This is a genomic window from Wolbachia endosymbiont of Trichogramma pretiosum (assembly GCF_001439985.1).
Lineage (GTDB): Bacteria > Pseudomonadota > Alphaproteobacteria > Rickettsiales > Anaplasmataceae > Wolbachia.
Genome location: NZ_CM003641.1, coordinates 506,078 through 532,451 on the forward strand (window position 1 = coordinate 506,078; position 26,374 = coordinate 532,451).

Genomic DNA, 26,374 nt, shown 5'->3' on the forward strand with positions numbered 1-26,374 from the left:
AGTATTAAAACTAGTATAGTTACTAAAAATTTACTTACAATTTACAATAAGTTATTTGATCAGTATAAAGCTAGAAACAAAAGAGTTTAATAGTTTAAAGAAATTCTCTCTTTTCTTCTTCTATATTAAATTCTTTATAAAAATCAGTAGATAAGTCTACACCTTCCCAAGAAAATCCACCATCACTTTCTGATTCTTTACCAAAATGCCCATAGCAGGCTGTACGTTTATATATAGGACGATTAAGTGATAAATGTCTTATTATGCCTTTAGTTGATAAATCTATGTTACGTTCAATAAACCCTTTAATCCTCTCTTCATCTATTGTATTCGTGCCAAATGTATCAATGTAAAATGAAGTAGGTTTTGAGACACCAATAGCATAAGAAAGATGCACAAGACAACGTTCAGCTAAACCTGCAAAGACAATATTTTTAGCAAGGTATCTCGCCATATAAGCTGCGGATCTATCAACTTTTGTTGCATCTTTTCCAGAAAACGCTCCTCCACCGTGTGGAATATAGCCTCCATAAGTATCAACCATAACTTTTCGTCCGGTTAATCCACAATCACCAACTGGTCCACCAATAACAAATCTACCTGCTGGATTGACTAAGAGATTTTCTTTAGGGCACATCCACCCTTCAGGCAAAGATGAAGCTATGTAAGGATAAATTATTTCCTTGACTTTCGATTGACTAAGATCCTCAAGATGCTGTATTGAAACAACAATACTTTCAGCACGTACTGGAAGGTCATTCTAATACACCAAAGTGATTTGCGATTTTGCATCCGGACCAAGCTTTACCTCTTTGACCATACTCATAATATTTCTCAGAATCGAGTGTGCATAAAAAATGGGTGCTGGTATGAGGCTTTCTGTCTCTATTGTTGCATAGCCATACATTATGCCCTGATCCCCAGCACCTTGATCAACACCTATTGCAATGTCATTTGATTGTTCATGTAGTAATATATTTACTTTCACTGTTTCCCAGTGGAAACCATCATGCTCATAACCAATATCTTTTATTGTATTCCGTACAATACTTTCAATCTTGCTATTTTCAATGTTCGGCCCAAATACTTCCCCAGCTATAATAACATTATCTTTAGTAACCAAAGTCTCTATTGCAGTACGAGAAGAAGAGTCATTAAAGAGGCATTCGTCAAGTATTGCATCTGAAATCGGGTCTGCTACTTTGTCTGGATGACCTTCTGCTACTGATTCACTGGTTACTGAATTCTTATGCAAAACGATCGCTTAGTCACACGATATCAAAACTGTTGCAAATTTAAACGGTGGGTCTGGGAAGAGTTGAACCTCCGACCTCACGCTTATCAGGCGTGCGCTCTAACCACCTGAGCTACAGACCCTTATCTATTTAAGCCAAGGCTTGCATATCATCTGTAGGTACAACATCAATAAATGTCTTTTTATTTGCTGATTTTCTAAAACTCACCCAGCCTTTCGTTTTAGCAAAAATCGTATGATCTCTACCCATACCAACATTCTTTCCAGGATGAAATTTTGTACCTCTTTGACGTACAATTATATTACCTGGAATAACCTCACCATTCTTCTTTATCCCGAGGCGACGCCCTGCCGAATCTCTACCATTACAGGAACTACCACCTGATTTTTTAGTTGCCATATCTTACCTCTTACTTTTTAAGAATAATTTCATTGATACGAAGAACAGTAATATACTGTCTATGACCATTTTTCCTACGGTAATTTTTTCTTCTCTTTTTCTTAAAGATTATAATTTTTTTATCTCTACACTGCCTCAGTACTTCAGCTTTAACAACAGCATTAGATGAACAAGATAAGCCATTACTTGAAACACAAATCACTCTATTGATTTCTACTTCCTCTTTTTCTTCAGCTTGTAATCTTTCTACTTTAATTACGCTGCCTTTTTCTACTAAATACTGCTTCCCACCAGTTTCGATTACTGCAAACATGATAAATATCAACTGTTGTTATTAACACTAATTGTAAATGATGTTACATATACTGTCAATATAAATAAAAACATGAAATACTTCTACCTTTATCTGCTTTTCCTCGTGGAGAGTAGTCAAGTTTTAAAACTTGACTACTCTTACATTCTCTTAGTCTCATGAAAACTTTACGACGTTAATAAAAACTCAAGCTTTCACTAAAAACATTCAATCGGAGCTTATAAATTAAAGCTCATTCCAAGTTCAAACCCATGAGAAAAATTACTTAACTTGTGAAGTTTATAGCCAGCGAAAACATTCGTTCTCTCAGAAAGAAGAAGATTAATACCAGCACCTATCTGGTAGGAAAAACTTTTCTACGTCTGGCTGTTGATCTTGCTGTGCTGATGGAGATACTTTAGCTCCACCTCCTACACCAAAAGCAACATAAGGCGTAATATCCGTACTTTCAAATTTATAATGATAACGAAGCTTTGCCATGAATCCTAGCTCTGCCAAAGATCCTCCAAACAAAACAGATTTGACTACAGGAACAGCTGAAATTTTTATGCTATCTGTATAATGATAGCCAAGATCATAATTAACACCAAGATTGCCGTATGATGACGAAGTATAGATTCTATCTTAATCCAATCAACTCCAAAAAACGGTACTGACAGGAAACAACAGACCACCAAAATAAGCAACTTTTTCATTTTTAACATGTATATTGATATAAATGTATACTAATATTTATATTAAAAATAACATAGTTCGCGTAATAAAAATTAGAGTTATTTTATTTTCTTAGTTATTTGCCTTTCTCTTGCAATTGCAAGACTTTTCTCTGGCACATCCTCTACTATAACGCTACCTGCTGCAATGACAGAGTCATAATGCACATTAAGCGGTGCAATTAATGAACTATTGGCACCAATAAAACAATTGCTTCCAATATTTGTTTTATGTTTCTTTTTCCCATCATAATTACAAATAACGGTACCTGCACCTATATTACTCTCCTGCCCTACCTGAGTATTTCCTATATAACTTAAATGCTTTATCTTAGTATTTATACCTATATCACTTGCTTTTGTTTCAACAAAATTACCTATGATTGCACCATCACCTATTGTTGTATTTTCACATTTGGCAAATGGACCAACCCTAACACCAGATCCTATTTTTACTCCAGTACCAAAAAAAACGTATGGGTAAACAATCGAATCCATACCAATTTGCGTGTCAAGAGAGAAGAAAACAGTTTCTGGAGCAACAAGCGTTACTCCAGAGTTAGTAAAAAACTTTCTTTTTTCTTCTTGAAAGTAAAACTCGGCCGTTGCAAGGTCATTCCTATTATTTATGCCAGTTGCCTCCTCCTCATCAGCAATAACATAGCCGACATTTAAATTACTCTTTACTGCAATGGCAACGATATCGGTCAAGTAATATTCATGAGCTTGGTTATTACACTCTATTTTCTCCACCAATTCACGTAGATTCTTTTCACGCGCAACCATTATTCCGGCATTAGCAAGAAATTCCTCATCATTATTTCTACCATTTTGTGCTTCTACGATTTCTCTTGGGGAACCGTTCTCAATAATTAGTCTACCGTATCCTTTATTATTAGTTTTAAACCCAAGACAAACCAAAGCATTGCTCTCTCCTAAGCAGCTTATCATTTTAGTTATTGTGCTGCTTTTTATTAGTGGAGTATCCCCATACTGCACAACAACTATATCTGACAGTTCTTTCAGGTCTCTCATTGCAATTTTGACTGCATCCCCTGTACCGAGCTTTGACTCTTGTACAATTACTTTTATACCCTCAAAGCATTTCAGCCTTTGAGTTAAAGGCAAATCGACTACAATAACTATTTTTTCAGGATTCAGCTGCTTTGCATTGTAAATTACATGCTCAAGCATGGAGAAATTACCTATTTTGTGCAGAACCTTAGGCAAGCTTGAATTCATTCGTTTACCATGCCCAGCAGCAAGTACAACAAATATATAAGATATATTTGTCACTTATCTTAAAGACGAAAAATGAAAACCATAATGGTTTAGCCAACCAACTTTATTGTCGTAAAAGCTCCTTAGATCACTAATTTGATATTTCAGCATTGCTAGCCTTTCTATACCAATCCCAAATGCAAAGCCACTGTATTTAGTATGGTCTATTCCAACATTTTTAAAGACATTTGGATGAACCATACCACATCCAAGTACTTCAATCCATTTACTACCTTTATAACTTATGTCCACTTCTGCAGAAGGCTCGGTAAAAGGGAAAAAACTATTACGAAAGCGTATTTTTAGACCTTTATCTCCGAAAAATTTACTAAGGAAGCGATGAATAGTAAATTTTAATTGGCCCATATTGACATTTTCATCAACATAAAGCCCTTCTATCTGATGAAACATAGGAGTGTGAGTTGCATCAAAGTCGTTTCTGTATACTCTACCAGGAGATACGATTTTAATCGGAAAAGTTTTCGCTTTTTCCATAACTCTGATCTCCACAGATGAGGTATGAGTACGCAGCACCATTCTTTTATCGTTTATTTTATTCTTTAAGTAGAAGGTATCTTGCTCCTCTCGCGCAGGATGATTACTTGGGGTATTTAGCGCATCAAACACGTGAAATTCATCTTCAATATCAGGACCATCAACTGCTTTGAATCCCGTATGTGCAAAAATGAGCTTTACTTCACTTATCACTTTGCTCAGTGGATGAATCTTGCCAACTCTTTCTGGTCTGACAGGAAGTGTGATATCAACTGCTTCATTTTGCAGTTTTAACTTAACTTCTTTATCTTTTAGTTCATTTTCTTTGATTTTTATAAGCTGTTCTACCTTATTGCGTAAAACATTAATCACTGTACCTAGGTCGCGTTTTTCTCCTGCATCATCTATATTCTTTAAGTCATCGAAATAAGCTTTTACTACACCCTTTCTCCCCAAGTATGACAACCTAACTTTTTCTAAATCCTGCAAAGAAGCAGCATTTTCAATCTCAGAAATAGCCTTATCTTCAAGTAAAGGTACTTCACTTATTAGCTCTTTATTCACCTTAAAAACACTAGCTTAAACTCTCATTATAGTGCAATCTTTAATATCATCAATAAAACTATTTGGATGAAAAGGTGTCATCCCAGTGCTTGACACTGGGATCCATAAGAGGTAACAAGAAGTGCTGGAATGACATCTCTATAGTACTCCTAACTAATCCAGAATATTAAAGAATTTACCAGGCAAAAAAAAGGCAACAGAATCCCCCAGTAGTGGTTTGACCTTATAATAAGGTAAACCGTCATTGTAATAATGTGCTAACGCTTATTTAAAGCGCGTTTTGGCTGAATGTAGAAAAATAAAAAAGACATGCAGACGCTATAATTTTATGTAATCTGCCAATATATACCTGAGTTTTTTTACTGAATTTTGTTATTAAATCCGCAGAGATTAAAAACAAGGATAAACACTATCATTATATTATAAAATTCACTCATGCATAGTAGTAACATAGAAACTAAGAAAAAATACGAAATCAAGGATTTACCTAGGTTTTTTAAGAATAGATCCAAAGACATAAGTAAGGCATTTTCTAACGAAGTACTGGAGATTAGCACCATTCGCTCAAAAAATATTACAAGTGATAAGCAAAAGTTTTCATTTAAGATCAAGCTGCTGACAGAGGCAAACCCTAATACAATATTACCTCAAATAAAACATTTAATTGACTTTTTTAAAATCTGCCTTTCTCAGGAGAAAAACTTCACAGCCAATATAAAAGTAGCAAAAGAAAGCGAAGAACTATAAAATAACTACCATAAAGCTAATAAAACTTTGGAAGAATGTATAAGTAATGCTCCAATTCAAATCCTCCTGCACGGCATAACGATAACGCTAAGAACAGACTTTAAAACATTAACCTCGATAGCTTGCAACAAATCGAGATATTCTTAGATGAGCAGCTAAAACATTTAGAAAAAGCCAAAAGTGATGGGCAAAGTCAAGATACATTACAAGTAGAAGAAACTAAAAATAAAAACGAAAATGTGGTTGAAAAAAAAGGAACACGCAAGATAAACAAATTGTACAAGGTTCGTTTGGCTACAATATAGCAAGTAACAGAAAGCAAATTACACGTGCACCATTAATTGGTGCTGGAATGCATGAAAATTTTTCCTGGTTTAGGTCTCTTTTCAGCAATTCAATTTTTTTTAATGCAACACAATTCTTTTTCCCACAACTGCAAATTTTCTATACAGAATAGCAATATACCATCTGGTGTCATTCCAGCGCAAAAAGAAACAGTGTCAGAAACTCTGATAACAGAGGATAGTATAGGAAATCTAGTACCTCAAGAAACAAAGCGGGATATAGGTCAAACTAAGCCGCACACAGACTACTTTAAAGCTAACAGAAAAAGAAGTCAAAAAAAAAGCAGGCTAAAGAATTATTGCAAGAAGAAAAACAATCAATCATAAAATAAGCTCAAATTGATGCTGGAGTAGCTATGATAGATAATGTAGCTGAGCACAAGGAAAAAAACTCGATGAAATATTAGTAGAAGTAGTAAGTGAATATAAAAATCAAGACTCAGATACATTTTACAATATTTTCAACTCAGTATTTAATGTTATTTATTTCCAAGATAAACAACTACATGAAGTATTAGAACCAGATGAGATATCAGAAGTGCTAGAGGTACTCAAAAGGCCACAACCTCCTAATAATTCACTTTTAGGTAAAGAATATTTACGAAAGTAAGTATAGAGAAAAAAAAGAGCAGTTGATTAAATTAATTTCAGGCCAACCTTCTCCACAGCCTAAAAATGTTTCTCATGAAATTTTACCAAGCAAAGCTGTAGACCATTTACCAAAAACAAATGAAGCTAAAACTCGATTGCCTACTAATAGTAGGCTCAAATCACCATTAAAAGCTATATTTTCTTCGAAAGAGACTTATTTTTGTCTATTTTTAATAGCAGCTTCTATATCAGCACTCTACCTATGGCACTTGCCGCTGGGAAAAGTGTCAATTTTAAAGGAATTGGTGCCAACCGAAAAAAGTGGAGTATCGGTCTAACATTAAACATAGGGTTACCAATATTAATTACACTGTGCGTTTTGAACCTGGCTTACTTTCTATATTCTGAATATTATGTAGAATCTATTGAGCAGATAAGTAAAAAAGATCTTCCTTTTCGCACCTAACAAATAAGATATTTTGTGATATAATCATTTATTTTATTGAATGTTTAAAGGAATTATCAAAGATATTGGCACTATAACTGATATCACTATCCACCCTAACTCTGATCAAATCTTCCATATTGAGACACAAAGTTTATCCTCTATAAACAAAGGAGATTCAATATCCTGCTCCGGAGTGTGTTTAACTATTGTCAACATAATGAGCAATGTATTCACAGTTCAAGTATCTCAAGAAACCATGAAGGTTTCTAACTTAAATACGTGGAAAATAGGGAAAAAAATAAACCTAGAACAAGCAATGAAAATGAGTGACAGAATTGACGGCCACTTGGTTCAGGGTCATGTGGATGACACAACAGAAATCTTAACAATCAATCAAAATTTAGAATCTCATGAAATCAGACTATCATGCCCACAAGAATTAATTAAATTTATTGCAAAAAAAGGTTCTGTAACGCTAGATGGGGTTTCCCTTACGGTCAATTTAGTTATCAACCAAGAATTGACTGTGAACATTATTCCCTACACATGGAAAAATACAACTTTTCAATATAACAAAAAAGGTAATTACCTAAATTTGGAAGTTGATATGATTGCTCGGTACTTAGACCAGCTGATAAAGTATCAACACAATTAATTTTACAACTTTGTTATCTACAACTATTATATCTTGAAAATTATATAGATACAAAATATGTTTTTCGATAGCCTAATTATCTTTATTATTGTCTTGTGTGTAATAATATCGATAACTAGAGGTTTTATAAAAGAGCTATGTGCATTAATGTTCTTGCTCTTATCAGTCTTTTTGACAGCTAGTTACTATGATTTTTTTATTATAAATTATAGTAAGTATTTTAACTCTAAAGCTACACAAAACATACTTTCTGCAATCTCTGTATTTATCATACTTAATCTTACATTCATGATAATGAATAACTGGCTAATGTACATATTATCACCTATAAGGTTGGGATTAGTGGATAGAGTTACTGGAATGTTTGTCGGAACACTTAGAGGAATATTGCTTTCTTATGTACTATTTTTTGCTGTGCACTTATATTGCCACACAGTATACGGTAAACAAGAGGGAGAGTATAAAGTAGAAGCAGAAGACATATTGCCCAATTGGATAATAAGTTCACACTCTTATCAGGCTTTATTTGTGACAACAGAAGAAGTAATTAACATGTATGTGCCAGAGTCATTGATACTAAAAATAAAAGAGATCGGTGAGGAAATGGTTGATCAAGAAAAATCTCAAAACAATAAAGAAAAGTGAGTGTTCATTTTCTATAGCTAAATTAGCTTAGACAGCTGTTATCCACAGCAGTGCGCCATAGTTTACCAATTCCTATTGCTAATCAAACAAAACTGCAAGCATTGACGAATAAGTAAATCATCAAAAAAAAATTTAAATGTATAACTTTAGTGCATCAATGTAATTGAACAAAACTTTTTTAGTGAGTTCAAAATTTTCTAAGGTATTTCCTTCACATCTTGCTGTAATACAGTTTTGCGTATTTGATACTCTAAGAAGCCACCAACCTTTATTATCGGTTACCTTAATACCATCAAGCTCTGAAAATACAATACTTTTCTGCTTTAGTGCCTCCTTTACTGACTCAAGTATTTGAAATTTTTTCTCATCCTTCACTACAATTTTCACTTCATGAGTGATATATAACTTTGGCAAATCTTCAATCATCTCAGACAGGCTTTGCTTTTTCTTAAGTAAAATGTTAATGACTTTAACAGCAGAATATAGTCCATCATCGAAACCCAGCTCAGAAAAGAAAAAATGTCCACTCAGTTCACCAGCAAATTTCGCCCCTTCTTCTACCATCTTTTTCTTAACTAATGAGTGTCCAGTGGCACAGGTAATTATTTGCCCTCCTAATTTGCTAACGAAATCATGCACTTTCATACTCATTTTTACGTTGGCAACAACCTTGCTTTTTGGGTATTCCGCCAATACTTCACGTGAAAAAATCATAAACAAGTGATCATTGGAAACAACATTACCTTTATTATCAATCAAGCGTACCCTATCACCATCACCATCAAGTGCAATACCAAGATCACATTTATCTTTCTTGATAATATCTATTAACTGAGCAAGATTTTTCTCTTCTATGGGATCTGGGTCATGCAGTGGAAACGTTCCATCTATAAAGCTATTGGTTACGATGTGTATATGATCTGGTAAAATCTTTTCAATATACCTTACAATTGTTGGACTATTGCCGAAATCCCAAGCTATTTTTAGTTTTTGTGTAGCGTTATTCTTGAGCGCATTTTTTAATATGTTAACGTACTCACTATATATATTCGTGTTAATTACGCTTCCAATTTTCGCGCTGTTTTTAATTGTACTGCCTATAATTTCCTTCATTTCTTGATCTGAGTAAACTTTTTTACTACTGAAAAATTTAAAGCCGTTATATTCTCTTGGATTATGAGAAGCAGTGATCATAATCCCAAGATCTGCATTCATTGTTGCAGCGTAGAGCATAGGTGAAGAACAGAGTCCAAGTCGTATAACATTTGCACCGGATAAAATCAAGCCTCTGATTAATTCTTTTTCTATACTTGGTGAATCTATCCTGCTGTCATAGCCTACACAAACGTTAGCTGCAGTTTGACCAAATTTTCTACCTATTTCATACCCATCACTGATTTGCAGGTCTTTGCCTACCACACCTCTAATATCGTATTTTCTTATAATAGTATTGTCCATACTGCACTTCTTGAAGTGGTTAATATATAACATTCCCGTCAAATACTCAAGTTTGTTTAACTATAAGATTAGTTGATTTTTAAGAAAAAATGCTAATACTATAATATAGTTCTCTAAAAATAGAAATCATGCTAAAAGAAAACTTATTTATAGCTGAAAATCAAGGTTTAGACGTAGATGAGCAAAAGAAAAATGATATTTTAGGTTTCATTAAATCTTGCAAAAATTTTCAGGATTTTATCAGAAAACTAGAAGAAGAAAATTTAATCTGGTACTTTGTTGGTACTTTGCAGAAAGATGAGAACATCAAAGAACAGGTAACTTCAAAGTGGAAAGAGGAGTTTCACAAGTTTGAGCAATTAATAAATGAAACACATAAAAAATTTGCATAATCTCTACCAGGTGAAATTTTCTTAGTATATGCAATAAAAGATAAAGATAATGACTTTAAAATCAGGTTTAAAAATAAAGAAAAACCAATAGAGATTAGCACACCTTTAAGAGCCAGCGACGAAGGTAAGGTTTATAACCTATCTTTAGGGAAAGATAGTCAAATAACTGCAAGCAAAAAAGGCAGCGAAAGGCACTATGATCTTACTGGTTCAAGCTTCATGTGAAATGACCATTAACTGGTAGACTAAGGATTCTAAAGGCAATAGTGTAGATTGTAGCATGACTGTAGAAGTAAATTCTAAGGGCATAAAAAGAGTGATTGGTGAACCAAAATTTGGAGGAATAACGAGTTCAGAAGAAGGATTAAAATTAGTTGAGCAGAATAAAGAAGTTTTTATCAATGGCAAAACTCTATATCAAACTTTCACTGACATGGTCAAAAGTGTGAACGAGCAGCAAACGCTGGTAGAGGAAATATTTACAAAAGATTCACCAAAGTTAGCTACATCGAGTAGCAGTGGATATCACTCTCCTGGTTCACGCAGAAGTTCTTTGTCTATTAGTAGTGAATTCAATGGTGAAGATGAAATATTTGAGAGTAATACGTTTGATGAAGAAGAGAACAAACAAGAAGGAAATGAGTTACAGGATAGAATAAGGGAATTAGAGGAAGAAAACACATATTTCAAGGAGCAAAACGCAAAGTTAAAAAAACATAATAAAAGGATAACAGAAGAAGGTGATGAGGAACAAAATAAATTAACCGAGGAAAAGCAAGATTTGGGAAAAGAAGTCACAAGACTTAAAGATGAATTGAAAAGAAAGGAAAAAGAGTTAGCTAAAAAGGATCAAGACATAAAGCAATTACAACCAAAAGTAACCGTACTAGAATAAAGTCAAAAAAAATAAAAATGTTGAAATAATAGATTTAACCAATCAATTGAAAGATAAAGAAAGTGAGATTCAGTCAACAAATAGAATAAATGAGGAACTACAGAAAAAATTGGATCAAAATGAGAGTGAACCAAGTAAGTTGAGAGAAGAAAACACAAAGCTGAGAAATGATATAACGGAAATATTGGTAGAAGGTTCAAAAGATAATAATGAAAAGCAGTTGGCAGAAGAATTGACGGAAGCAAGAAATGAAAACAATACATTGGCTAAAAAGATGAAACAATTATCTCAAGAATTCAATGCATTACAGAGAAAAAAACGAAGACTTAGAGAGGAAAATTAGACAACTTAAATCTGGAAAAATCACTTGCGGATGAGATGAGTGAAGTAACTACGAAAGTAGCTACTTCAACTCAAACTTAAGTTGAATAATGAAAGTAGAGGAATCGAGGCAAGTGATCACGAAACTACAGTTCCTAAAACACAAGAACAAGGTACACAAGCTAAAAATAAAAAGATGTTAATGAATCATCTTTAACAGGTCAAAAAGAGGCAAAAGAAGAGGAAGATCAAATAAACAGACCAAAAACCATTATGGATTGGCCTTTTCCAACTCCTAATGATAAACCAGAAGAGCAGAAAACTCCATTATAGCCAACTAAGGTCAATATAGATATCAGATCCAAACACAGTTCCTACTAAGGCTACGGAAAAATCCACCCCTTTAGGATTAGGAGTTTTTTCTTCAACTATAGCTAATCCAAATGAGATATTATATTGCAACAATCACTAATTTTCTGTACTTTCAAAAACACACATCAAGCAAAATCATTTGAAAGCAAGTGGACATTGTTAGGTGAATTAACCCTAACTTAAGAATCAAGTATATAGAATATTAGTATGTTTAATTAATAGTGAGGTTAAAAATGTCACCTAGTGAAATAAGATCTAACTCACGTCCTGTTGAAGCTCAACAAGACAATTTGAGTGTTAGTACAATGATGCAAGATTCATTAAGTGAAGATATTGTTCATGATTCTAAAAAACTAAAGGAAAGAATTACTGACTTGTTAAAAGGAGATAAAGAATTCTCCAAAATGAAGCAAAGAGATCAGGTCCTTGTAGTAGGTGCAGCAAGTGGATTATTTGCAGCAATGCTACCACTTTTGGCAGCTGGTGCAACACTTGCTATACCAAGTGCTATAGTTGGTCTTACTCTATTTTACGCTGTGAAAGTTGCTGTAAAAGCAGTTCAATCTGGATATAAAGGGCTCAAATATTCAGCAGAAAAAACAGTTGAAGGAGCGAAGCATATTGGCAGAAAAATTAAGGGTGGTTACGAGCATTCAGCAGATTCACTGAAGAGAGGTGCTGGTTTTGTAAGTGAAAAAACAAAGGAAAAGACAAGTAATGCGCTCACTGCAACAGCGAATAGATTATATCGTGCAGCTGGTAATGAGAATTATTCAGATAAAATAGATAATGAGCTTATTCCTGATTCACCACAAAAGAAGAGAATTCAAGAAGTGAAAGAAGATCTTAGAGCAATTTGTACTGATGGAAAAAATAGTTCCACGTTAATAGAGAGCATACTTTCTGGAATATCAGAAAAAATAGGAGGAAAAAAAGAAACATATCTTGATCAGAGAGATCATTTGCCAGACCAGCTAGTGGATAAATGGATAGAGCAGAAAAAATTTATTGATAACTTGGACGCAGATGGTTTGCGTAACTTAGTTACAAAAAGATTATCAGATAAAGATAAATACTTTAGAGACAGTATTTTCTTTGAACATCATGATGAGATTAAGAAAGTTGTTAAAGAATGCAAGGAAGAGCATACTCGTTTTAATACTTTAGAAAGACTTAATAAGTCAGCAAAAAGGCATAAAGCAAGTCCTATGAATTCACTGGAAAATAGCTTATCAGATAGTAGTTCAATGAGTTATATAAGTACTATTAGCAGCAAAGCAGAATTATTAAATCCTAATGAGCATAAGGAAGTAAAAGCACCTACTTCAGTTTGGAGCAAGTTGTTATCATCACTAAAAGGTGGCAAAAAGCCAGAGGAAGATGCTTATGTAAGATATCTAGATTCTGAGTCGGATCAGATACAATCTGTGGAGATAGAAAAGAGCCGTTTTTCTGTTGATCCGCTGAAACTGTCAAGAAGCAATTCAATGGATTCTTTAGGCACTTACGGTACTGCTACAACTTCTAGCTCTGACATTTACCATCGTGATCCTGATATAGGAAAGAGCAGTTTTTCTGCTGATACGCTGGAACTATCAAGAAGCAATTCAATGGGTTCTTTGGAGATAGGAAAGAGCCGTTCTTATGTTGATACGCTGGAACTGTCAAGAGGCAATTCAATGGGTTCTTTAAGCACTAACAGTACTGCTAAAACTTCTAGCTTTGACAGTTACCATCGTGATCCTGATAGTGGGTTCAATTCACCAAGTTCTTCTCCGCAACATGTTATATTTACTGGGAAAAATGGCAAGTTAAAAGTCCAAGCTGACTTAAGAAAGACAGATTCTTTGGAAAGATTGGTGGGACCTTCTTCAATAGTAACCGATGAAGTTGATGTAGAGTATCGAGCTCCAAAAATGAAGATATAGAGAGCAAATAAAACTATCTATCTTCTTAAAAAAGATGTTACTCACTGAGTAACATCTTTTTTTTTCATTTGGTCAAAAGCATTAGCTTATTTATGATCAATTTTTCATTACTAGGCCAACTATTGAGTTTCTCTTGCCTTTTTCATAGGTTACGCAAGAAACTTAAAAAATAAAAGTTTTTATTCAATAATTTGTGTATAACGGATATTATTTTACTGCTAGTGAAATAAACCAGAATGAAGTCTATTTTATTGACAAGGCCTTTATTAGATTCGTTGAGCACAAGAAGCACGCTAAAAAAATATGGATACAAAGTTTTTATAGAACCAGTATTCACAATAAAGTACTTAAATCCCGATATATCTACGTATGAATTTGACGTTGTGATATCTACAAGTAAAAACAGTGTAAAGGCTTTCAGTCAAATATGCAAAGAAGATGGCTTTCCAATTATTACGGTTGGTAATTCAACCATGCAGGCTGCAAAAATTTTGGGATTTTACGATATAATCTCAGCAGACAGCAACGTTGATGGTCTGATATCATTCATAAAATCTCATTATTCAAATGCAATAAAGTTCTTATATATAAGAGGACAAGAAGTATCATGTGACCTAAAAAAGAGATTATCTGAAGAAGGTTTTAACGTAAGAGAAGTTGTACTCTATAAAACAATTACTAAAAGGAGTCTAACTAATAGGTGTAAAAATTTACTATTGGACGCTAAAATCGATAGCGTTGCTTTTTTTTCCTCACAAACTGCAAGGGTGTTTTGTTCATTAGTTCTAAAAAGCGGGCTATCTCCTTTGATGAATAATACAGTTGCATATACCATGAGTAAAAACATTGCTGATAGTTTAAAGTTAATCAAGTGGAAAAAAGTTATAACATCGAGGTTGCCTACAGGTGAGAGTTTAATTGATATAATTAATAAGGATTATTGATGCTAAAGATTGCAACTTGGAATGTAAACTCCATACGTAAAAGAATTAACCAACTTTGTAGTTTTATAGTTGATAGTCAGATAGATATAGTTTTGCTGCAAGAGATAAAATGTACGGAAGAGCAATTTCCTTATGCAGAAATAGAAAAATTAGAATATGAATATGCTATCTATGGACAGGTTGCAAGAAATGGCGTTTGTGTTTTATCTAAATATCCAATACTGGAGAAATTTAAAATTGATATTGTGGAAAGTCATCAAGAAGCTCGTTATATAGAGTGTGTGATAAAACACAGCAATAATAAGGTAAGGGTAGGAAGTGTATACGTTCCAAACGGTCAAAGCCCAGACTCTCATACGTTTGAGTATAAACTCAAGTTTTTTGATAACCTATATGAAAGGATGGGCACTTTGTTGAAGAATGAAGAGTTAACCATCATAGCTGGCGATTATAATGTTGCACTGGATGAAGTTGATGTTTTTGATTCAAATTTATTAAATGGCCAAGTATGCTTTCATATAAAAGAGCGTGAGAAGTTAAGAACAATCTTGAATCTTCGGTTTAAAGACGCGTTTAGAATATCTCACCCAAATTTGCAACAATTCACTTGGTGGAATTATCAAGGCAGTTCACTCAGAAACAATCAAGGAATGCGAATAGATTATATGCTATTATCGCCACAAGCTGCAGACAAATTGGAAATATGTTACATAGATGATAGGTTGCGTAAACTAGAAAACCCATCTGATCATACTCCCGTTGTATGTGTTATAAAACAATAAAAGACCTATTACACAATTTACCTTTGGAAAATAGGTCTTACTTGACCGCTGTACTTTCTGTGCTTTTGGCTGGCTGATCTATAGTAATTTTTCCATTAAGCATAGTAAGCTGCTCACCCCCTTTATTTCCTACCTGAGGAGCTTGTTCCGTAGTAGGTTGTTTTTTACTCCCGTCAGCAATTGTTTCAAGAGAGCTTTCAATTGGGGTTTTTAAAATATCATCAATACCCTTGTCAATTTTTTTATTCAATTTTGCTCTCTTTTCTGTATCATCTTTATCTTGTGAACTAGGATCATATAAAGTACCTTTTTTGTTATTTGAAAAAAGAACCTCAACTCCTCCCTTTACAGCAAATATTGTACCAATAACAGCAGCAACTATCGCAGGTGTAGTAGTACCAAAAATTAATATTGAAGCAATAGAAAAAATAATAGGCAGAAAAACCTTACGTAAGCACTTTGTTACCATCTCTTGGTCATTAAGTAGTGGTTCATCCTCTTCTTTTTTATCTCCACCTAAAAATGGTATTTTTTCTTTCACTCCATCCATAAAGGAGCCCAAAATATTTTTCGGTTCTATTCTTATTCCCAATGGGAACCCAACAAGTTTTATTAGTGAATCCTTAGCTTCTATATCGCGTATATCAGCTACACAATCAGCTACTAATTTCTTTATTTCAACATTCTTGACATTCTCTTTGTTCGCTAATTTTTTCTCTCTAACTTCTTTAAATACAGAAAGTAAAAACTGACAAAAATTCTCCTCACCGAGTAATTCTATATCTTTTGGATTGACATTATTAAGTAGTATGTCCTTATAAACTGATATAAAATCATCAGTTATGCCTTTGTCCTTCTTTAATTTAGCTTTAACTTCTAATACTTTTGCAAAGTAATCGTAAATTTCCTTATGTTCCTTCTTGAAGAGTATCTCATTTTGCTCGGTCACCCGAGTAGATGACTCTAAAGGATTATTTTTTGCTTTTGGAACCTCCATAATGACCTACTTGTACTAACCTATGTTCTGATTATAGCATATTTTCACATTAGTTCAAATTTCTTAGAACCTATCTTGAAAGGGAAAAAGAAAAGAATAAAGCAAAAAATAGAAGAGTAACAAATGATATAAGTGATAAGGGAATGTAAAAATTGCTTCCATATATTTTAAATCTGATTATAACTACGGTTAGATATATTTTAAGAGCTCAAAATCTATCTTTATCTGCAGACTTTTCAGCCAAACTTTAATCAAAAAGCGTAGCGTATCTTCTTTAGTGCACATAAATATGCCTAATCTCTGTTGTATGTGCGCTGCACTTTTTTTTCTAATCTTTTTTTTACACAGGGGGATTTTATGTCCAGAATTCGAGATATTTGACCTTTACTTTAGCTAAAAACCAATATGCGCCTATTGTTTAACAATAATTAAAATAAAAAATTTTCTAGATCAGTAATATATAGAAAAATCACTGTTTACTGAAAACGGGATATGATTGCCAAGAAAGCTGCTAATGTCACAGATTTTAGGTAAATGTTGTTTGCTTGACGTCTGAGTGTACTCTCCTTACTTCAAGAAGTATTTAATATATGCTTAACCACTTAAGTACTTTCAAGACAGGTTCTTAGGATCTACGGTATAATTAAGAAAAGCCCCAGTTGTCGCTAATTTTTATTTCTACTTCAAGTGGTATAGAGATTTCTATCGCATTTTCCATTATATCTTTCATAAGTTTTGCTGTTTCTTGTACCTTGTCGTCCTCTACTTCAACTAGTAGCTCATCGTGGACTTGGAGGATTATTTTACCTATTTTCAATTGATCAAAAAGCTGAATCATTGCACGTCTTATTATATCAGCGGCGGTTCCTTGCAGCGGTGCATTGATTGCTGCCCTTTCTGCAAATTGTCTTAGATAAGGAATTTTATTATTTATGTCTCTTACAAAACATCTTCTACCAAACAAAGTCTCTATATAACCATGATTTCTCGCGATAGATACTACTTTTTCCATATAGACCTTTATTTCTGGGTAACAAGAAAAATAGTAATTAATGTATTCAGCAGCCTCTTGAAAGGTAATGCCAAGTCGCTTTGCAAGGCCAAATGGACTAATGCCATATATAATACCAAAATTAATGGTTTTTGCTTTGCGTCTTAATTGCTCATCTATTTCTTGCACTCCAAAAACTTGTCTTGCGGTAATATCATGAATATCTTCCCTATTTGCAAAAGCTTCTTTAAATGCCGCAACATCTGCCACATGTGCCAGAAGTCTTAATTCTATTTGCGAATAGTCGGCAGAAATTATCTTGCACCCTTTTGGCACAATAAACGCTTGCCTGATAAGACTACCTTCTTCGCTTCTGATAGGAATATTTTGTAAATTAGGATTGCTAGAGCTAAGCCTTCCAGTTGCAGTCACAGTAATTGAAAAGCTTGTATGTATCCTACCATCAAGAGGATCAACCTGTTTTATTAACGCGTCAGTATAGGTACCCTTTAATTTACTTAAATGTCGCCAACTTAAAATTTTACCTGCGATTTCTGTACCCTCCTCTTCAAGAGCCTCTAGAACTTCAGAGTTTGTGCTATAAGACCCAGATTTTGACTTTTTCTTTTTTCTTAGCTCCATTTTATTAAACAAAACATCACTTAATTGTTTTGGCGATGCAATGTTGAATTTTTCTCCTGCTAAATTATGTATATCGTTTTCAAGTACAGCAATTAGCTTCTCAAACTTATCAGACAATTCCTGTAGTTTTTCAATATTTAGCAGTATTCCATTTTGCTCCATATCAAATATTACTTTCATGAGAGGTCTATCAAAGCGTTCGTAAATCGTAAAAAGTTTTTCCTGAAATAATCTTTGTGTCAGTTTCTCATGGATCGCTATTAAAATTTTTGCCGAGAAAGTTTCTACATTTTTACTTAAATTGTGTGCAATTATGTTTGGAATGCTATGATCATGCTTACCTGTGTCAAGGCTGTATGACATGATCATCAGGTCATCAATTGAGTCTAGCACTCTCTCTATTGTAGGAAATATTTCTCTGATCTTTCTAATATCATGTACTATTTTAAGCACCCCATTTGAAAATAAAGTTGAATTTATTATAGTAAGTGCATCTTGTAGGCAGCTTTGATCTATGTAGAAAATATTATCCTCACTATAAGACAAGGAAATTTTGTTCAATCTATTGTTTTCAAAGTGGCAATGAATTGCAATTTTACCTTCATATCTGCAATGCTCCAAAAATTTTTCTAATTCTTCACTACTATATTCTGTTTTCTCTTTTGTGTTAGATCCACTATAAGAAAAGAGCTTTTCTACTTTTCCTATCAATGAATTAAATTCATATTTCTTCAAAAAGGATAACAATTTTTCCATATTTGGAGGATGGACTTCATATTTTACAATATCATGTTGAAGATCTACTTTTTTGCATAGTGACAAAAGTTCTCTTGAAATTAGTGCTTTTTCCTTATGCTCAGTAAGAATATTACGAACTCTTGTTTGCTCAATGTTATTGATGTTTTCTATAGTGTTATCCAATGAATCAAATTCATCTAGTAATTTAGCTGCAGTCTTTGGCCCTATTCCTGGAACACCTGGAATGTTATCAGATGCATCTCCAGTTAGAGAAAATAAATCAAGAAGCTTATTTGAATTTACACCAAATTTTTCTATCACTTGTTTTTCATCTACGTATATATTTTTGATAGGATCAAATATTAGAATGTTGTAATTCAAAAGTTGAAATAAGTCTTTATCTGATGAGACTACTACTACTTTAAAGTCTTCGTGGTTGGCATATTTTGCAGCTAGTGTTGCAATTATGTCATCTGCTTCATAGCCTTCAATCTCTTCATAGCTAAAGTTAAAAGCTTCTACCGCTTCTCTCAGTATTGTAAATTGTGGAATTAGATCCTCAGGAGGTATTACTCTGTTTGCTTTGTACTCAGAATATAAACTGTGCCTGAAATTTTTTTTGCCAGAATCAAGTGCTATAGTTAAGTAGTCCGAATGGGAAATATACTTCAGAACCATATTAAGAAAACCGTACACAGCACCTACTGGAATACCAGCTGTGGTAGTTAAATGATGTAAGACATAGTAAGCCCTGAAAAGAAAACCATAACCATCAATGATTGTGAAAGTTTTTTCTTTCATTGTAGATATTTATGTGCGCCTTTGATGGTCTGTTATTTAGCTATAAAAATCAAGCTCTTGTTTCCTATGCCAAAATAATCATAACACTATAGTTACTATAAGAAAACATATTACGTAAGGGAATTAACTATTCTACCACAATTTTGCTCTATCACACTTGCCATATTTAGTATTCCAGCCTCATCGTAATAATTTCCAATTACTTGCAAAGCAAGTGGTAAGCCTTCATTTGAGAGCCCAACAGGGACAGAAATAGCAGGTAAACCTGCCAAGCTTGCCGGCACGGTAAACACATCATTGATGCACATAATTAGCGGGTCTGGCTTTTCATTTAAGCCAAAAGCTTCTGTTGGAGCAGATGGCACAAGTATGTAATCTATTTTTTCAAACGCTTTTATAAAATCATTTCTAATTAATGCCCTAATGCACTGTGCTTTTTCATAATACTCATTGTAATGACCTGAAGAAAGTGTATAAGCACCAATTAAAATTCTCCTTTTCACTTCTTTACCAAAACCTTCTGCTCTTGTTAGCGAATACATTTCTTCAAGGGTATCAGCATCAACCCTGAATCCGTAACGTACACCATCATAGCGAGCAAGGTTGGATGAAGTTTCAGCAGAACAAATTAGATAGTAAACCGGTATTGCATATTTAGTATGAGGTAGAGTAATGTCAACAACTTCAGCACCATTTTCTTTTAAATTGAAAGAAACTTTTTCCCAATGATGAACGATTTCTTCTGAAATTCCATCCATTCTATATTCTTTTGGTATACCAATGCGCTTACCCTTGATATCACCATTTATAAGATTAGAGAATTTAGGCACTGGTCTTTCGCTCGATGTTGAATCTTTTTCATCATAGCCACAAATTGTTTCCAGCATTAACGCTGAATCAGCAACGGAACGGGTAATTACTCCTGCTTGATCAAGAGAGCTCGCAAATGCAATCATACCAAAACGCGAACACCTTCCATAAGTTGGCTTTATTCCCACTACTCCGCAATAAGCTGCTGGTTGACGTACAGACCCACCAGTATCGCTTCCTAATGCTCCAGCGCATAAAAACCCAGCAACTGATGCTGCAGATCCACCAGATGATCCACCAGGAACAACTTTTTCTCCGTCACTTTTTCTAATCCATACATTTTTAACAGGACCAAAATAGCTATTTGTGTTCGCAGAGCCCATAGCAAATTCATCCATGTTAAGTTTACCAAGCATGGCTGCTCCACTTTTTAAAAGCGCATTAGATACCGTAGATTCATAAGTCGGGATGAAATTTTCCAGCATTTTTGAGCATGCTGTTGTTTTTATTCCTTGTGTACAGAATAAATCTTTAATACCAACTGGTATGCCCATAAGTGATGAAATATTATCTTTTTGTTTTAAAAAGTATTCACCTGCTATTTTAGCAGCTTTTATCGCGATTTCTGGGGTTTTTGTTACAAATGCATTCAGTTGCTCATTTTCGACCGCATTAACATGCGTCTCCACAAGCTCAATAGCAGAAAAATCCCCCCGCCTTAGTCCATCATGCATCTCTGTAATAGTGAGCCTTCTCAATTCATTCATTAATATTCAATTTTAGCGAGGTATTAATTATAACAACAGTAGGGCAGAAATCTATATATTTATGATCGAAAATAGGAACACAATCAAGATCAATTCATATTTATGAAATAGACCGATTAGTAGTACGTTTTAAATGTTATATCGGCACACAATGCTGGAATCACAAGCCCTAAGGGCCTTCATATCTAAATTTCTAAAATCAAATATCAATATCATGCACGTTAAGTGCATTGTTATTTATAAAGTCACGACGTGGTTCAACTATATCACCCATTAGCACCGAGAATATGCTATCTGCTTCCTCACAATCTTTTATTTCAACTTTTAACAGAGTTCTAGTTTCTGGATTGAGTGTAGTTTCCCAAAGCTGATCAGCATTCATTTCACCAAGGCCTTTAAATCTCTGCAGAGTTAAACCTTTTTTACCATAATCCATCACTATTCTTGCGAGTGCACTTGGAGACTTTATTTTTATTTCAGTTTCTTGCAACTGTAAAAATGAATCACCATTAAATAAGTCAATTATGTTCTCAAGAGAACTCAATATATTCCGTATTTCTTTGCTTTCAAGCATACTAAGCGAGAATACATATTTGTCTGCTAACCCTTGAAACAATTTAGCAATGTGAATTTCCTCATCTTTCACTTCTACTTCCCAAGTATATTCACTATACATCAATTTTAAATATTTTAATATCTCATCAGCAGAGAATAGAGCATTCTTTTTGCTTAAAATTAGCAATGATTCTAAGAGATCTTTTGGTATTTCCCTATCATAAATTTTGCTAATGTTTGAAATACTGAGACACTTATTCAAAACGAAACGCAAATCTTTGCCTACACCATTTAATGTTAATCTTTTAATCGCTGAATTTACTATATAATCTTCAAAAGTTTCATCATCTTTGATATAAGTATCTTTAGCATTTTTTGTAACTTTATAGAGAGGTGGCTGCGCTATGTATAAATATCCTTTTTCAATTACTTCACGCATATGTCTAAAAAAGAAAGTTAGAATCAAAGTTCTTATATGCGAGCCATCAACATCTGCGTCTGTCATAATGATAATTTTATGATACCTAGTTTTTTCAATATCGAAGTGCTCACTCCCTATCCCAGCCCCAATTGCCGTGATCAGAGAGCCAATTTCTGCAGATGAAAAAATACGATCCAGCCCTGCACGTTCTACGTTTAGAATTTTCCCTCTTAAAGCAAGTACCGCCTGTGTTTTACGATTACGCCCCTGCTTTGCAGTACCACCTGCGGAATTACCCTCTACTATAAACAATTCCGATAACTCAGGAACTTTTTCCTGACAATCAGCAAGCTTTCCAGGTAGAGTTGCAATATTAATATTGTTTTTATTTTTAACTAACTCTCGTGCTTTTCTTGCGGCTTCTCTTCCTTTTGCTGACCTAATCGCTCTTTCTACTATACTTGCTGCTAACTTGGGGTCAGTTTCAAGTATTGTACTCAATTTGTCAAAAACTACGCTCTCTACAACTGCCCGCGCTTCAGAACTGACCAATTTATCTTTTGTCTGTGAAGAAAATTTAGGATCAGGCATCTTGAGAGATAAAACACAAGTTAAGCCTTCTCTAACATCTTCTCCAGTCAAATTCACTTTTGCCTTCTTCAAAAAACCTTCATTGTTTGCATAATTATTGATACATCTGGTCAGTGCAGATCTAAACCCCGCCAAATGCGTACCACCATCCCGTTGTCTTATATTATTTGTGAAGCATAGCATATTCTCATAGTAGGAATCATTCCACTCCATTGATATTTCTACACTGGTACCTAGATCTTTTACATTATCTCTAATGCTTGCAATTTTAGTAACATGTGTCTTATTCTTATCTAAGTACCGTACAAAATTAGCTGTACCAAAATTATCCTCAGACTCTTTACTATTGTTAAAATGAGACTTTACATGTGGTTTATTACGGAGATCACACAAAATGATCTCAATATTTGAGTTTAAAAATGCCAATTCTCTGATGCGACTCTCAAGAGTGGAGTAACTAAAATCAATACTACTAAAAGTCCCCGTTGATGGCATAAACGTTACTCTAGTTCCTCTTTTATTTGTGTTTTCATTAATTATCTTTAAAGATTCAACAGACTCACCATCTTCAAAGCGCACAAAATGTTCTTTTTTACTGCGCCATATGGTTAATTCGAGCCAACTAGATAAAGCATTAACAACTGAAACTCCGACACCATGTAATCCTCCAGAAACCTTATAGGTATTGCTGTCAAATTTACCTCCTGCATGTAATTGGGTCATTATCACTTCTGCTGCTGATATCCCTTCCTCTGGGTGAATGTCTGTTGGAATGCCACGACCGTTATCGGTTACAGAAACCGAACCATCTTCATTTATGCTAACTTCAATCTTACTACAATACCCAGCCAAAGACTCATCTATCGCATTGTCAATAACCTCATACACCATATGGTGCAAGCCTGATCCATCATCAGTGTCACCAATATACATACCAGGACGCTTTCTCACAGCATCAAGACCTCTTAGGATTTTTATTGCGTCAGCATTGTAGTTACTTTCCATGGAATTGCTTTATCTATAAATATTAATTAATACTACATTATCTTTAAGTTGAGAGAAGGATCCTTGACATATAGATAAAATATAACATATCACCTACACGAAGTGGTTTTACATGTCATTTCAATACATAAACTGAAATTCAAGTAATCATACAAAACTCTGCCTCATATTTCAAGATAAATGACTACAATCAAACACAATTTTCCTTCTTTATTTCAATTGGACTTTCTAAATTAACAAAGGATAAGTTACTCATACACTCTTCTAATATTTCATTCTTTTTATTATTGTTCAATCTGCTGCTGAACTCTTGACAACGTTTCTCAAGAACTGAACTCGTAGTCATAATATACCTTACTGTTTTAGATGACAACTCTGATAACTCGCTAATGATCCTTTCTTGTTCTTCTCCAGGGAAATTGGTGAGATTCGCTCTGGCAATTTTAGGGAATTCTTGTATGATCGTTTGTTTTATCATTGTTCTAGACTCTTCTGCATCGAGAGTAATAACCACTAATGGATGTAAACCAGATAAAGACTCAAATAGTTTATTGTATGTTCCACCTGCACAACTTTGACCTTTCTCACCATAAGTTGTTGCAGCGTCTACAAGACCTTTTAAAAACATATCTTTTCTGTTTTTTATGTATTCATTATTCAAAGGAGTTCTTTGATTCTCTGCTACTGTATTTCTATCATTGCAGGCTTTCCAACATAAAATAGCTGCTTGCTTTAGTGTTAACTTACTATGATTGTCTTTAAAGTTATCTCCTGTTCTATTGATAAATCTTAAGCATTCCAGTGCATGAGATTTATCTCCTTCTGTAAATTCATTTGACTGTTTGATGTACTCTTCAACGTCGGTTGTGTTGCCTCTATTTAGATGTACATAGAATTCACCTTTGCTTAAATTCGCTTTATACTTTTCTATGAGTCTATCAACACTCAAGTTTATACTAGCAACTGCACTTGGGTCATGAGTAGTCTGTGCCACAAAACGATATTCCATTAAACCTTGAAGTAAAACAGGCCTTTCTTCCTCTGGAGCTTGTTGTATTAAATATCCAAGCTGGCATATTGCATCAAAGAGTGATCTGTTTAGCAACCATAAGCACACTGCAGGCAGTACCCCAAGCAAAAAGGAACAAATAACGGGTACAACGAAAAAAATGCTTAATATTATTCCAATAATATTTCTTTTCCACGCTGGTAATTGTTTTTCATTTCCCCTTGGTCCGAACAAATGACTTAATAATGGTAACAAGGAAAAGGGCAATGAAAGAAGAATACATGAAGGTATCATACTTACTAATAAAGCTATATTAATAATATTTTTAATCTTACCAGTGTTGTTGTAAACATTTATTATTCTTTCCACTGAAGCCATTACTCTTCCATTATTCAGCTCTTGATTATTATTTTGACCTGCAAACATAAACGCACCTTATTGTGATATTGATGTATGATGTTATAGAAAGAATTTAAATAAAGTCAAGGAACTTAGAGATACTTTTATTTTTTTTGATTGGGGATACCACTTCTATACTTTCCGCTCCATCTAAGGTGCTATTTGGTTTTTCCACAGTAATATTAGGAGTTACTTTATTCTCGATATCTGCTCCATATGAGCTAAGCACTTCGATGGCCTTTTCATTTCCACTATTGAGTGCAACATCCAAGGCATCCATTTCATCTTTATTTTTGTGGTTGATAAAATTCTTCAACCGATCTCTACCAAAGCTTTCTATATATTGTTTAATGATGAGTTCCACTACTTTTCCAGGAAAATTATTAGCAGTAGGAAAAAGTATTGTGTTGTTATTATTATCTTTTTTCGTTACGTCTGCTTTGAGTTTATTTATCAAATACTCGATAACTTCTACTCTGCTATCAGCATTTACTTCAGTGCATTGCCTAATAGCTAAAATAAAGCTGTACGCCCACTATCATCAATATCTTCAATAATTCTATCCCTTGTCAACTAAAGCTTGTATTGCATTTTTATTTCCATATAAAGTAGCAAGGTGAAAAGGTGTATGTCCTTCAGTGCTTTCTCTTTTATCAATTGACGTACCATTGCTAGCTAGCAATTCTATAAACTATGGCGTGTTTGCAAAAATTGCAAGGTGCATTGATGTTAAGTCAACTTTGCCACGATTCCAGTTTTTGCGTTAACATTTGCTCCGTTATTTATCAGAAATTTCGCTATTTCAAACTGCTTATACCCGATAGCAATATGTAGTGGTGTACGATTACGTTCATAATTATCATTGACATTTCACCAAACTTTATCAGCTCTGTAGCTTCAATATCACCCATCCGAATTGCAGAGCATAAGGAAGGAGATTCATCTTTTTCTATTTCCCCGGTCATACGAAATTACGAACATAATAATTCATATATTATTAAGAATAATTGTTAATTTTTTATTAAAATAATATTAACAACAGCTAAAAATCTTTAATTTTTATTAAAGATTTAATATCCATCAATGCTTATATAAGCATTCCAAA

Annotated in this window: 18 protein-coding genes, 1 tRNA gene and 4 pseudogenes; 9 read left to right on the plus strand and 14 right to left on the minus strand. The window is 33.9% G+C overall.

Features of this window, described 5'->3' with window-relative positions; genetic code table 11:
* Positions 1-94 precede the first annotated feature (94 nt).
* The 7 genes and pseudogenes from metK to pheS form a co-directional block, all read right to left on the minus strand.
* Positions 95-1,261, minus strand: a pseudogene (metK, locus tag wTpre_RS02445) (methionine adenosyltransferase).
* Positions 1,262-1,303: 42 nt separating this feature from the next.
* Positions 1,304-1,377: transfer RNA gene (locus wTpre_RS02450), tRNA-Ile, on the minus strand.
* An 8-nt stretch (positions 1,378-1,385) separates the two neighbouring features.
* Complete coding sequence (gene rpmA / locus wTpre_RS02455) at positions 1,386-1,655, minus strand: 50S ribosomal protein L27 (RefSeq protein WP_068651709.1); 270 nt, start codon at positions 1,653-1,655, stop codon at positions 1,386-1,388.
* A gap of 10 nt (positions 1,656-1,665) precedes the next feature.
* Complete coding sequence (gene rplU / locus wTpre_RS02460; RefSeq protein WP_068651711.1) at positions 1,666-1,968, minus strand: 50S ribosomal protein L21; 303 nt, start codon at positions 1,966-1,968, stop codon at positions 1,666-1,668.
* A gap of 218 nt (positions 1,969-2,186) precedes the next feature.
* Positions 2,187-2,663, minus strand: a pseudogene (locus tag wTpre_RS02465) (acyloxyacyl hydrolase).
* A 78-nt stretch (positions 2,664-2,741) separates the two neighbouring features.
* Positions 2,742-3,977, minus strand: a complete 1,236-nt coding sequence (locus wTpre_RS02470; protein ID WP_068651713.1) for an NTP transferase domain-containing protein — start codon at positions 3,975-3,977, stop codon at positions 2,742-2,744.
* A complete protein-coding gene (pheS, locus tag wTpre_RS02475; RefSeq protein WP_068651715.1) occupies positions 3,978-5,021 on the minus strand; it encodes a phenylalanine--tRNA ligase subunit alpha in 1,044 nt (347 codons plus the stop codon). It lies immediately after the preceding gene.
* Positions 5,022-5,456: 435 nt separating this feature from the next.
* Here pheS and wTpre_RS02480 point away from each other — a divergent pair.
* From wTpre_RS02480 to wTpre_RS02490, 3 genes and pseudogenes are all read left to right on the plus strand, one after another.
* A pseudogene (locus wTpre_RS02480) lies at positions 5,457-7,169 on the plus strand (hypothetical protein).
* A 40-nt stretch (positions 7,170-7,209) separates the two neighbouring features.
* Positions 7,210-7,806 (plus strand): riboflavin synthase, encoded by a 597-nt coding sequence (locus wTpre_RS02485; RefSeq protein ID WP_068651717.1) that lies wholly within the window; start codon positions 7,210-7,212, stop codon positions 7,804-7,806.
* A 57-nt stretch (positions 7,807-7,863) separates the two neighbouring features.
* Positions 7,864-8,451 (plus strand): CvpA family protein, encoded by a 588-nt coding sequence (locus wTpre_RS02490; protein WP_068651719.1) that lies wholly within the window; start codon positions 7,864-7,866, stop codon positions 8,449-8,451.
* A gap of 132 nt (positions 8,452-8,583) precedes the next feature.
* Here wTpre_RS02490 and wTpre_RS02495 read toward each other — a convergent pair whose 3' ends face one another.
* The gene (locus tag wTpre_RS02495; protein WP_179945526.1) at positions 8,584-9,909 is read right to left on the minus strand and encodes a phosphomannomutase/phosphoglucomutase; all 1,326 of its coding nucleotides are present in this window, start codon (positions 9,907-9,909) and stop codon (positions 8,584-8,586) included.
* A gap of 128 nt (positions 9,910-10,037) precedes the next feature.
* On the opposite strand from wTpre_RS02495, the gene wTpre_RS06510 reads away from it, so the two are divergent.
* The 6 genes from wTpre_RS06510 (at position 10,038) to wTpre_RS02515 (ending at position 15,543) form a co-directional block, all read left to right on the plus strand.
* Positions 10,038-10,301 (plus strand): hypothetical protein, encoded by a 264-nt coding sequence (locus wTpre_RS06510; protein ID WP_245609543.1) that lies wholly within the window; start codon positions 10,038-10,040, stop codon positions 10,299-10,301.
* Positions 10,302-10,581: 280 nt separating this feature from the next.
* Positions 10,582-11,196 carry an OmpH family outer membrane protein gene (locus wTpre_RS06515; protein WP_245609544.1) on the plus strand — a complete coding sequence of 205 codons (615 nt, stop codon included), beginning with the start codon at positions 10,582-10,584 and terminating at the stop codon, positions 11,194-11,196.
* A 46-nt stretch (positions 11,197-11,242) separates the two neighbouring features.
* The gene (locus wTpre_RS06520; RefSeq protein WP_245609545.1) at positions 11,243-11,539 is read left to right on the plus strand and encodes a hypothetical protein; all 297 of its coding nucleotides are present in this window, start codon (positions 11,243-11,245) and stop codon (positions 11,537-11,539) included.
* A gap of 583 nt (positions 11,540-12,122) precedes the next feature.
* Positions 12,123-13,817, plus strand: a complete 1,695-nt coding sequence (locus wTpre_RS02505; protein ID WP_068651723.1) for an actin-bundling T4SS effector WalE1 family protein — start codon at positions 12,123-12,125, stop codon at positions 13,815-13,817.
* 236 nt (positions 13,818-14,053) lie between these two features.
* Entirely contained in the window at positions 14,054-14,761 is a 708-nt protein-coding gene (locus wTpre_RS02510) for a uroporphyrinogen-III synthase (RefSeq protein WP_068651725.1), read from the plus strand.
* Positions 14,761-15,543: an exodeoxyribonuclease III gene (locus wTpre_RS02515; protein WP_068651727.1), complete on the plus strand. Its 783-nt coding sequence runs from the start codon at positions 14,761-14,763 to the stop codon at positions 15,541-15,543. The genes wTpre_RS02510 and wTpre_RS02515 overlap by 1 nt, the downstream gene beginning before the upstream one ends.
* Before the next feature lie 37 nt (positions 15,544-15,580).
* Here wTpre_RS02515 and wTpre_RS02520 read toward each other — a convergent pair whose 3' ends face one another.
* The 6 genes and pseudogenes from wTpre_RS02520 to wTpre_RS07290 all read right to left on the minus strand — a co-directional run bounded on the left by wTpre_RS02520 (position 15,581) and on the right by wTpre_RS07290 (position 26,234).
* The gene (locus wTpre_RS02520; RefSeq protein WP_068651729.1) at positions 15,581-16,540 is read right to left on the minus strand and encodes a hypothetical protein; all 960 of its coding nucleotides are present in this window, start codon (positions 16,538-16,540) and stop codon (positions 15,581-15,583) included.
* A 643-nt stretch (positions 16,541-17,183) separates the two neighbouring features.
* Positions 17,184-19,712: a DNA polymerase I gene (gene polA, locus wTpre_RS02530; protein ID WP_068651731.1), complete on the minus strand. Its 2,529-nt coding sequence runs from the start codon at positions 19,710-19,712 to the stop codon at positions 17,184-17,186.
* A 110-nt stretch (positions 19,713-19,822) separates the two neighbouring features.
* Positions 19,823-21,289, minus strand: a complete 1,467-nt coding sequence (gene gatA / locus wTpre_RS02535) for an Asp-tRNA(Asn)/Glu-tRNA(Gln) amidotransferase subunit GatA (RefSeq protein ID WP_068651733.1) — start codon at positions 21,287-21,289, stop codon at positions 19,823-19,825.
* Positions 21,290-21,488: 199 nt separating this feature from the next.
* The gene (gene gyrB, locus wTpre_RS02540; RefSeq protein WP_068651735.1) at positions 21,489-23,861 is read right to left on the minus strand and encodes a DNA topoisomerase (ATP-hydrolyzing) subunit B; all 2,373 of its coding nucleotides are present in this window, start codon (positions 23,859-23,861) and stop codon (positions 21,489-21,491) included.
* A 190-nt stretch (positions 23,862-24,051) separates the two neighbouring features.
* Positions 24,052-25,296 (minus strand): hypothetical protein, encoded by a 1,245-nt coding sequence (locus wTpre_RS02545; protein WP_068651737.1) that lies wholly within the window; start codon positions 25,294-25,296, stop codon positions 24,052-24,054.
* A 46-nt stretch (positions 25,297-25,342) separates the two neighbouring features.
* Positions 25,343-26,234 (minus strand): annotated as a pseudogene (locus wTpre_RS07290) (ankyrin repeat domain-containing protein).
* Positions 26,235-26,374 lie beyond the last annotated feature (140 nt).